The organism is Citrobacter sp. Ce119, from assembly GCF_030334525.1.
GTDB lineage: Bacteria > Pseudomonadota > Gammaproteobacteria > Enterobacterales > Enterobacteriaceae > Citrobacter > Citrobacter europaeus.
On record NZ_JAOWDR010000059.1, the window covers coordinates 709,945 to 719,127 of the forward strand.

9 protein-coding genes are annotated in these 9,183 nt (G+C 46.2%); 1 reads left to right on the forward strand and 8 read right to left on the reverse strand.

All coding sequences use genetic code 11. From position 1 onward, the window contains the following. Window positions 1–387: 387 nt before the first annotated feature. Both mmuM and mmuP read right to left on the reverse strand, forming a co-directional pair. Window positions 388–1,320 (reverse strand): homocysteine S-methyltransferase, encoded by a 933-nt coding sequence (gene mmuM / locus OGV80_RS20345; protein WP_286515630.1) that lies wholly within the window; start codon window positions 1,318–1,320, stop codon window positions 388–390. Continuing rightward, a complete protein-coding gene (mmuP, locus tag OGV80_RS20350; protein WP_199994230.1) occupies window positions 1,307–2,710 on the reverse strand; it encodes an S-methylmethionine permease in 1,404 nt (467 codons plus the stop codon). The genes mmuM and mmuP overlap by 14 nt, the downstream gene beginning before the upstream one ends. Window positions 2,711–3,139: 429 nt before the next feature. On the opposite strand from mmuP, the gene OGV80_RS20355 reads away from it, so the two are divergent. Beyond that, entirely contained in the window at window positions 3,140–3,445 is a 306-nt protein-coding gene (locus OGV80_RS20355) for a putative quinol monooxygenase (protein ID WP_286515632.1), read from the forward strand. Between the two features lie 496 nt (window positions 3,446–3,941). Here the strand turns inward: OGV80_RS20355 and OGV80_RS20360 are convergent, their stop codons facing one another. The 6 genes from OGV80_RS20360 to OGV80_RS20385 all read right to left on the reverse strand — a co-directional run. Beyond that, the gene (locus OGV80_RS20360; RefSeq protein WP_286515634.1) at window positions 3,942–4,820 is read right to left on the reverse strand and encodes a hypothetical protein; all 879 of its coding nucleotides are present in this window, start codon (window positions 4,818–4,820) and stop codon (window positions 3,942–3,944) included. A 9-nt stretch (window positions 4,821–4,829) separates the two neighbouring features. Further along, window positions 4,830–5,741 (reverse strand): trypsin-like serine peptidase, encoded by a 912-nt coding sequence (locus OGV80_RS20365; RefSeq protein WP_286515636.1) that lies wholly within the window; start codon window positions 5,739–5,741, stop codon window positions 4,830–4,832. A 364-nt stretch (window positions 5,742–6,105) separates the two neighbouring features. Further along, window positions 6,106–6,582, reverse strand: a complete 477-nt coding sequence (locus OGV80_RS20370) for a cold-shock protein (RefSeq protein ID WP_016151966.1) — start codon at window positions 6,580–6,582, stop codon at window positions 6,106–6,108. 86 nt (window positions 6,583–6,668) lie between these two features. Continuing rightward, window positions 6,669–6,914 (reverse strand): YmjA family protein, encoded by a 246-nt coding sequence (locus tag OGV80_RS20375; RefSeq protein WP_043015341.1) that lies wholly within the window; start codon window positions 6,912–6,914, stop codon window positions 6,669–6,671. Between the two features lie 585 nt (window positions 6,915–7,499). Then, window positions 7,500–7,943 (reverse strand): hypothetical protein, encoded by a 444-nt coding sequence (locus tag OGV80_RS20380; protein WP_286515641.1) that lies wholly within the window; start codon window positions 7,941–7,943, stop codon window positions 7,500–7,502. Continuing rightward, a partial coding sequence (locus OGV80_RS20385; RefSeq protein WP_286515643.1) for a polymorphic toxin type 25 domain-containing protein occupies window positions 7,940–9,183 on the reverse strand: 1,244 nt, incomplete at its 5' end. The genes OGV80_RS20380 and OGV80_RS20385, both read right to left, overlap by 4 nt.

Here is a 9,183-nt window from a genome sequence, read left to right on the forward strand (position 1 = left end):
GCATAAGCGTAGAAGGATATAATCTAATAAGAAATCTTCCAAAAAAATTAACACTAGGATTTAGAATTGAATCATTGTCATTATTGATTTGCATTCCAATAATGATCTTTTTTTTTATCATTTTCTAAATAAAGGGACTCCAGTGGAGTCCCTTCTTTAATTTTATATCAATGCACCCTATATCTGGTCAACAATCCGGTCGTAAGTAGCAGCAGATTTGCTTTAAGGCCTGCTACGAGTGAGTGCGTTCTATTACCTAAAATCACAATAGCCATATCGTCACATCATTCACTGTAGAGCCGCTATGGCGCTTATGCCACCATCCGGCAATGCCTGATGCGCTGCGCTTATCAGGCCTACAGTGAACGATGTAGGCCCGATAAACTCTCAGCTTCGCGCTTTTAGCGCGGCAATATCCGCAGGCGTGGTGCGACAGCATCCGCCAATCAACCTTGCGCCTGCGGCCTGCCACTGCGGCAGATAATCCGCCAGCTGCGCGCAATGCTCACCGTGATGGTGCCAGGTTTTGCTCACCGCATCGTAATGCTCGCCCGAGTTCGGATACACCACCAGCGGCAGCGTCGTTAAGCTGTGTAAATACTGCAACGCGGCAGTGGTGTTCTCCAGCGCAATGCAGTTAATGCCTAACGCCACCACCTGCGGATATTGCTCAAGGAAAGCGACCACGTCGCGCAGCGGCGTACCGTCGCTCAGGTGCTCGCTGTCGCGCAGGGTAAACGAGAACCATGCCCGCGCACGCGGATACGCGGTCAACAACTCAGCCAGTGCGCGAATTTCGGCAAAATTTGGCAGGGTTTCACAGGCCAGCAGATCGGCCCCGGCATCCAGCAAGGCTTCCACGCGCGGGCGATGAAACGCCTGGAACGCCTCGGCGCTGCACTGATAATCGCCACGGTATTCAGAGCCATCCGCCAGATACGCGCCGTAAGGCCCGACGGATCCCGCCACCAGCAGCGTGCCCGCCTGCGGGTTCTCTGCCAGATATGCTTCACGGGCTTTACGCGCCAACTCCACGCTTTTGCCAATCAGCGCTTTCGACTGCGCTTCATCCAGACCTCGCGCGGCAAAGCCCGCCGGCGTCGCCTGATAGCTGGCGGTGATCGCGCATTGCGCCCCCGCCCGGTAATAGTCAAGATGAACTTCGCGGATAAGCTCCGGGTTTTCTACCAGCACTTTGGCTGACCACAGGCTGTCGGCTAAGTTACACCCTCGCGCTTCCAGCTCCGTCGCCATCGCGCCATCCAGCAACAGGACATCCTGTTTATCAAGGAGAGCGCGTAACGGATTATTCTGCGACATGTTCTGGCTCCTGTTTTGCGTTACGGGGTTGAGTAAGGAAATAAGCACCATAGCACAACGCGACAAACGGTAACCCGCACCACAACGCAATTCTCTGCGCTGGATCGAATGCCAGCCCTACACAGGCCACCAGGCACAGCACAAAACCTAATACCGGCACCAGCGGATACCACGGCGCACGATAATGTAATTCACTCAATGCCTTACCTTGTTGCAGATGACGGCGGCGAAAAACAAAATGCGAGGCGCATATGCTCAGCCACACCGCCACCACCGCAAATCCGGAGATTGCCGACAGCGCAACAAATACCGTATCCGGAGCCACCACGCTGGAAAACAACGCCAGCACACCGCCAAACATACTGACCGACAGTGCCGTCAGCGGCACACCGTTTTTCGTCACTCGGGCAAAACAGGCTGGCAGCGTACGTTCATTCGACAGCGACCACAGCATGCGCCCGGAGGCGTACAGCCCGGAGTTCGCCGCAGACAGGATGGCCGTCAGGATCACGAAGTTAAAAATATCGGCGGCGTACGGAATCCCTACTTTCTCAAACACCAGCACAAACGGGCTTTTCTCCACGCCCGCCTGCTGCATCGGGATCAGCGCTGCCAGCACAAACACGGTGCCAATAAAGAAAATAATCAGCCGCGCGATGGTGGTACGAATCGCCACCGGGATAACCTTGCGCGGGTTTTCTGTTTCACCCGCGGCAATGCCGATAAGCTCGGTACCCGAAAAAGCAAAGTTCACTGCCACCATAGTCATCAGGATCGGTAAGCCGCCGTGCGGGAACCAGCCTTCTGCCGTGATGTTACTCAGCCCCGGCGCGGGGGAACCATCCTGCATCGGGATAAAACCGAAAATCGCCGCCCCACCGAGGATGATAAAGGCGATGATAGTGACAACTTTTACCAGCGAGAACCAGAACTCCCCTTCGGCAAAAAAGCGCGTGGAGATAACGTTCAGGCCAAAAATAATCACGCAGAACAACACACACCAAACCCATACCGGCACCTGTGGAAACCAGTACTGCATGCAAAATCCGGCGGCGGTAAAACTCGAACCCAGCGCCACGGTCCAGGTCAGCCAGTAAAGCCAGGCCACGGTATACCCCGTTGCCGGGCCAAGATAGCGCGCAGCATAGACGTGAAACGCCCCCGTCTCCGGCATCGCCACCGACAGTTCGCCCAGACACTGCATAACCAGCCAGACCACCAGCGCACCAATCAGATAGGCCAGCAGCGTTCCCGCCGCTCCGGTGGTGGAGATGATGTACCCGGTATTAAAGAATAACCCTGTGCCAATCACGCCGCCTAAGGAGAGCATAATCAGGTGACGCGTTTTCATTGTGCGCTTCAGTGGCGCATTTTGTTGTGTTGTTTGCATATGACCTTCTAAACGTATGGACATCTAAACATCCAAAGAAGGTTTGTTATACCGCGTTTGTTAACAGAATGCAAAGTCAACCCTGCACCAGACGCAGATGACCACGCCGGGCGCTTAATATCGGGTGAGGATTAATAATCAAATACAAAAAGGGCCGCCAGCTCATAACACCTCCGTTGCCAGGCTTTATATAAACTCTGGCAACGTGGTCGTCGGCTGACGCTCACCCGGAAGTGGGAACCGTATCTCCCCGCTCATACAACCGAATGAGTGCTTAAGCACCGCTGGCCGGGATCGGCCTTTACGATTTGCGGATCATCTGATTGATAGCTGGAATAACTCACTCGCTGACCAAAATAACACTGTGACGTCTTGCCCTAAATATATCTTCATCGCATAGTGTGCATTCATTTTCAGCCAGGAGGCTGCATGTTAAAGGTCATTGCCGAAGATTTCATCAAACCTGAGTTCATTGAAACCGTTCTCCCTTTGTATCGTGAGCTAATATCGGCAACGAAGAAAGAACCGCAGTGCATTGCATATGACCTCTATATTGATGAAAAAGATCCGGGCCATTTTGTTTTTATCGAAGAATGGCCAAACCACGCGGCTCTCGATGAACATTGTGCCAGCGAACACTTCCGACGACTTGTACCGTTAATCGATCAATACTCACGCCAGGAAGCACGTTACATACTGATGGATGACGTGGTAAATCCGACTGTTGCGTCATAGTAAAAAACTGGATTACGCTTTATTCAGGCTTATTAAAATGGGGTCCTCAAGATTCAGGTATAAAAACGACGTTCAGCGTCTCTGATGCTGGCGCGACGTTTAACAAGGAATATGATGTTGAGTATCGTTTTGTTTGGGGCAAAAAACTCTTTGTCATTAACAAACACAACTCCGGCACCTGGTTTATTGACTTCTCAGAGATAGCGATGAACGAGGCGAATGTGCAGAAAGCGCTAGATGTCTATGAAGGATTGAGAGGGAAGCTTAAGTAGCCTGATTCAACGCCTCTTTTTAGCGGCGTTGATGTTTCCAGGTAGGTATTCAGTCACAAGAAGCAGTCGTTATTAGCATAGGCAATAAATCATGCAACTATGATTGGATAAATGTCCAAAAATTTAACGTACAGGATCACTAACAGATCGGGTCGTTCATCTAAAGATAAACGAGGGTAAATTATTATTCTTTGAATTTACCCTCGTTCAGTTGAAAGATATTACTATTTCTTTTGTTTGCTAGTAAATTTTTCATCAACCTTTGTTTGCAATGTAGAACTGACTTGTGCAGCCGTATCATCACTTCCAACAGCAGCAATTAAATTCCCTAACAGTTGACTATCAGGACCTTCTGTAATAGATATAGTCATATTATTGGTAAGAAGTTTATCTTTTTCTACAAAGACAGTATGTGCTTTGATGGCTTGGTAAGAGAAATATGAACCTTGTTTTATATCTCCAAACTCCATTATTAGTTTAGCATCTTTAAAATCCAGACCAACTGTAATTGAATGATGATTATGAACTCCATAAGGTCGAATTTTTCGAGGGTAAAATAAACTAAACGGTGTAAAGTAGATTTTCCCTTTAACTTCTTTAATTCTTATCTGCATTGCGAATCCAAGATTGCCATTCAACTCCTGCCCTAGTTCAGTGGAAGAGTATAGTGACCATGGTAATTTATTATTTGCGAGAACATTATTATCACCCTCCCCACCAAACTCACCATAACCTACAATCAGACATTTTGCCTCTGATACAGAAGTTTCCCCTGGAGCTAGAAACACTGGCATTGTGAAGGGAGATGCAAGATTATCTCCGTAGGTTTTAATACTTTTCGCCGCAAATTTGATCGCCTCATCAATGAGTTTTTTACCAACAATAACTCCGACCGCTGTTAGCGTCGCAGGTTCATTTCGCGATGTCTGTTTATATTTTTCAGCATAGATCACCGCAGGACACTCTAAATCTGATAGATAAGCTCTAGCCTCAATAATACCCGATGATTTTATATCCTCCTGTTTATAATCAAGCTGAGATGAAGGAGATTTACTACAACCGCACAAAATTGCTGATAAAAATATAAGCGTCACATGTTTCATAATTACAACCTAATAATAAATGAAAGATGATGGATTTCCTGAGTTCACAGTTGCCTTGCTATTTTTACTAAATGGACAAGCTGAACCCGCTGGACTACCGGACGTATGTATTCCATTAATTATAATAATCCCTTGGCGTTTTGACTCTTCCAGATCAATTATTGGAGCACCGGAATACCCGCTCAGCAAAGGACAAAAATACACCAAGCATTTTTCATCACTTATAAACGACTTACAATTATTTTTATATGGCTTTGGCCATCTAACACTCTCCGCTATATATTTTTTAGGAATTCTATCTTCAGATAAATCAGATATTGCAAAACCTGGAATCCATAATGCTGTATTTACTTTGGCATTTTGCATTTTAAATAAAGAAGGTTTTATACTTATCGGTGAAATTTTGAATATTTTCCAATCACATCCAGGGTGGGATATCACATCACAATGAATAACATCGTTATTGTTAAGAGCCCTTTTTTCGCCGTTATAAAAAAATGCTTCAGATGAATGACAATGTTGAGCTGTTAAAATTTTATCCTTATCAATTAAAGTTCCAGTACAATAATCACCCCCAGAATCATAAAGATAAACTATCGCAGCAAGCATATTTATAATTGTAGAACCAAGCGATGACTTATCATTTGTAAGGCAGTTATTTATTATCGCTTTACGAGTATCTGGATTCTCCATAAATAATGAGTTAGTAGCACCTTCACAACCAGGTTCATTCGGTTCTGGTTTTACGACCGAACCTATAGCATGGATTGCTGTATTGATATTTTCTTTATTAAAGTATTCAAAAGGGGTTGTCGGCTCTCGTAAAATAATAATTTCAAGGCCATTTTCTTGCAACTTTATACCACTTGCAAGACATTCTATACTAAATAAAACTATGCACAATTCAATAATCTTTCTCATATCAACAACCCCCGCAAAAGAAACTTATCAAACATACCTATATTCACGCATAGGAAAGAGGTAAAGTTGCAGAGTACATATTTATAAAACTAGCTTAAATTAATACTACATGATATATATTTTTCTAAAAACATAACATTGCATTATAAAAAAAATATAAAATAATAAATTTAGGTTATTGCAATTAATAAACATTAAAAAAAGACATAAAAAATATTTTTAATTGCTTCACTCCCCCAAAATTCAAATAGTATGATATTGATCGCCTACATTTTTGGCATAGAACATCTGTGTCTCCATAAAAATACCGAAACCCCGCTTCAATAAAGAGCAGGATTTAGGTATTCATTCAGTCCGCAGTGCTTCAGACCTTAAGCAGTTTCACCGTCTCGTCGATATCGATTTCATCTTCCGAGAAAATCAGCGTCGTCCCCTGGAAGGTGGTGATCGCCAGTTTTTTCAGTGTGCGCATTTCGCCAGGCTTGACGTCTGATTTCGGTCGGATGCTGTTCATCAGCACGCCAACAGACAGCACTGCATTTTCTTTGTCGATACGGGTCTCAGCAGGGACTTCTTCGCTGTAGACCAGGTATGACTTGATCGCCGTGAGCTTCAGACGCTCGCCTGCGATATAGATGTATTTGCTGTCTGGTATGACTTTTACCGCATAGGCAGACAAGCCTTTGTTGTTGGTGGTAGGCTCGAAGGTCACCGCCGCGTCTTTCTTGATCAACTCAGGATTAGCAACCTTAATCACATGAAAATAGCGGTTGTCGCCGTTTTCATCTTTGATAAATCCAAAGCCTTTATCTTTAAACCACGTTGTGATTGTTCCGTTCATTGCTGTTTCCGCCTGATTAAACCTAATACTCGTAGAGTATATCTACTCAATTTGCGCGCAGTGTAAAACACAGGCCATGTCTTTGGCTACTCGTTACCCCAGCGATTGAGGAACTCCGCGATATCATCGATACGCAGTGGGTCGACGCCGGCCACGGTTGCCATCTCCTGCTGCGCTTCTTCACTGATCTCTTCGTTGTTCATCAAACGAGTGATCAACTGCTGGAAGTAATGCGCCAGCGCGTCGCGTTCGGCATCGCTCACCGACTTTGCGGCCTCGGTCGCGTACTCGTCGGCGATATCATAATATTTTAGCGGAATGTCGTTGTTCATCAGGTGCTCCGGGGTGAATGCGTGTGCCAGCAGTTGCCTGCCGCGTCTGATGTGAATGATAGCATTCTTATTTCATGGTTCGCGATCTGTTTTATTGGCTGTAACACATTACATATATCAACACTATTTTCTGGAGTCACTTTGCATTTAATAAACATGCCATTTTTAAATGACGACATTTTTATTAAGTACGGTGTGATAGCCATAGGTTAAATAGTGTAGAAGCAAAGGAGCACAAACACCTTTATTCCGCTTAGCACATGACTATTTACAAGAAGTTGATTTTCGCTGACACAAATTTTACGCCAGAACCCGCCGTTGCCCAAGCAGCTTCAGGTGTTTTACCAGATGCCCCATAAAACCACGAGCTACTACGCAAAAAACCGCTTTCCCCCTGCACAGTATGCTGACAGGTACGGCTAGTATTCACCCACGAACGTAATCAGCGCAGGACAGTTCCGCTTTCAGCCAGCTTTTCCCTGACCTGATTTTTCAGGGATTCAGCAGCCTGTTTCGCCGCTTCGCGGGCCCGATCACCACTGAGCGAGTTATTCTCAACAGCAATATTTCTAAATAATGATAATCTTATCTATTCAAGAATACATATATCACTGATGCAATATATAAAGCGCGGAGCAACCATAATAAAGTACCAGCCAGCCCCCCGGCTCTTCCTTTTAGGAGAATGCTAAAAAATCCTTTTTGCCCTTCAGCTACCCCGTTGAAACAGCTAGTATACTTATAAAAATATAACGCGATAAACCAAGTTATCACAATCAATGGAAAGTAAATAACTCCTTCACCATCACGGATAAACTTAAGGACATATGACAGCGGGAAACCAATAAGTAATGCTACTCGCCCCAAAAACAAACTAAAGGAACTTTTTCTAAGGAAAAATATGCCACTAAAATACTCGTTCATACCTACCGGGGAGTTAAGGGGTATCTTGGTACTTCTAGCATACTGATAGAATGACATAAAAAAGATTGCCATTGATAACGTGATCGTGATGATGTCGGGGTTCATTTTGCTTTATCCTGGCCGAAGTCATGATGATAGAATTCAGTTCCAGAAGAACCATTGATGTCCACTTTTTCACCGGCAACATTGGTTGACACGCCACTCCACCCCCACGCAGGTCCCACTCCGAAACTAAAACCAAAACCATCTTTTCCATAAGAGACTTCGCTAGAAATGACCCCAAGTCCTAAGCCTATGGAACTATTTCTTTCGGAATTCATAGTCCCAGGGAAGTATGGTCCAAACTGAATCCCTATCTGCCCAGAGATGCGTCCACCGACAGCTAATGTTTCTCCACGATTAGCTGAAATCTGGTATGGGTCTATACTCGTATCAAAGTAATAACCAGCCCCTGCGCCTCCGGCCACTTCACCTTTTACATATGGCTTAACTTTATACTCTGTTCCCCAGGAAGCCCCTTCACCAATAGCAATTCTATTCAACCCTTCCTGAGTTTGTTCCTGCGTCAGATTATTGCCCACCACATACTGAATCCAGGAAGCAACTGCCTGTCCGTAATTCATCATTCCATTTGGCAGACTCAGATAATTATTCTCAACTGCGTTTTTACCAGACTGCGCACCCGTTGTCGTGCTTTTCGAATCACCACCGGCCAGATTACCTGCCAGCCCCGATGCGATAGTCGCAAGATTGCTGACTAACTGCCTGTCACTTTCATCCAGCTCGCTGACGTGCTTGCCCGGATACATCGTTTTCAGTATCGCATTCGCAGCAAGCTCTCCTGCCACTGCGCCAGCCGCTCCGGCTGCTGCATTGTTCCCCTGCATAGCCGCCGCAGCGCCGCCCAGTATCGCATGCGCGATGGCTTTAGCCGCGATATCATCCTCATTGAGGCCCGCCTTATGACCTATGATATTGGCAAGCTCCGGTGCCGATGCACCCGCCAGCGCCGCGCCAATATCACCGCCAGCCAGCCCCTGCAGAGCGCCTACGGCAGCCTGAATCCCCCGCTGAATATCGCTACCCGTGCCGTATTTTGCCTGCTCGGTCTTATATGCCGCTGAGTTCCGTAGTTGCGTCTGGTATCTTGCTTTTTCTTCATCACTGGCGTTCACATCCGGCTCAGGAATACCTTCCTTTGCCAGCGCTTTTTTACCCGCATTCAGGCCATTTATCTCACCCTGCGTCCTCGCGATATCCGCCGCCTGGTTACCTATCTGGCCTATCAGTTGCACTTCCTGCAGGCGCTTCTGCTCTTTTTCCTTGTCAAAAATCGGACTGATGC

What these genes read in the sequence shown, in the direction of transcription:
- OGV80_RS20380 (WP_286515641.1), bottom strand. Translation starts at nt 7,943, where the DNA reads ATGAACCCCGACATCATCACGATCACGTTATCAATGGCAATCTTTTTT.
- OGV80_RS20375 (WP_043015341.1), bottom strand. Translation starts at nt 6,914, where the DNA reads ATGAACAACGACATTCCGCTAAAATATTATGATATCGCCGACGAGTAC.
- OGV80_RS20355 (WP_286515632.1), top strand. Translation starts at nt 3,140, where the DNA reads ATGTTAAAGGTCATTGCCGAAGATTTCATCAAACCTGAGTTCATTGAA.
- mmuP (WP_199994230.1), bottom strand. Translation starts at nt 2,710, where the DNA reads ATGCAAACAACACAACAAAATGCGCCACTGAAGCGCACAATGAAAACG.
- mmuM (WP_286515630.1), bottom strand. Translation starts at nt 1,320, where the DNA reads ATGTCGCAGAATAATCCGTTACGCGCTCTCCTTGATAAACAGGATGTC.
- OGV80_RS20365 (WP_286515636.1), bottom strand. Translation starts at nt 5,741, where the DNA reads ATGAGAAAGATTATTGAATTGTGCATAGTTTTATTTAGTATAGAATGT.
- OGV80_RS20360 (WP_286515634.1), bottom strand. Translation starts at nt 4,820, where the DNA reads ATGAAACATGTGACGCTTATATTTTTATCAGCAATTTTGTGCGGTTGT.
- OGV80_RS20370 (WP_016151966.1), bottom strand. Translation starts at nt 6,582, where the DNA reads ATGAACGGAACAATCACAACGTGGTTTAAAGATAAAGGCTTTGGATTT.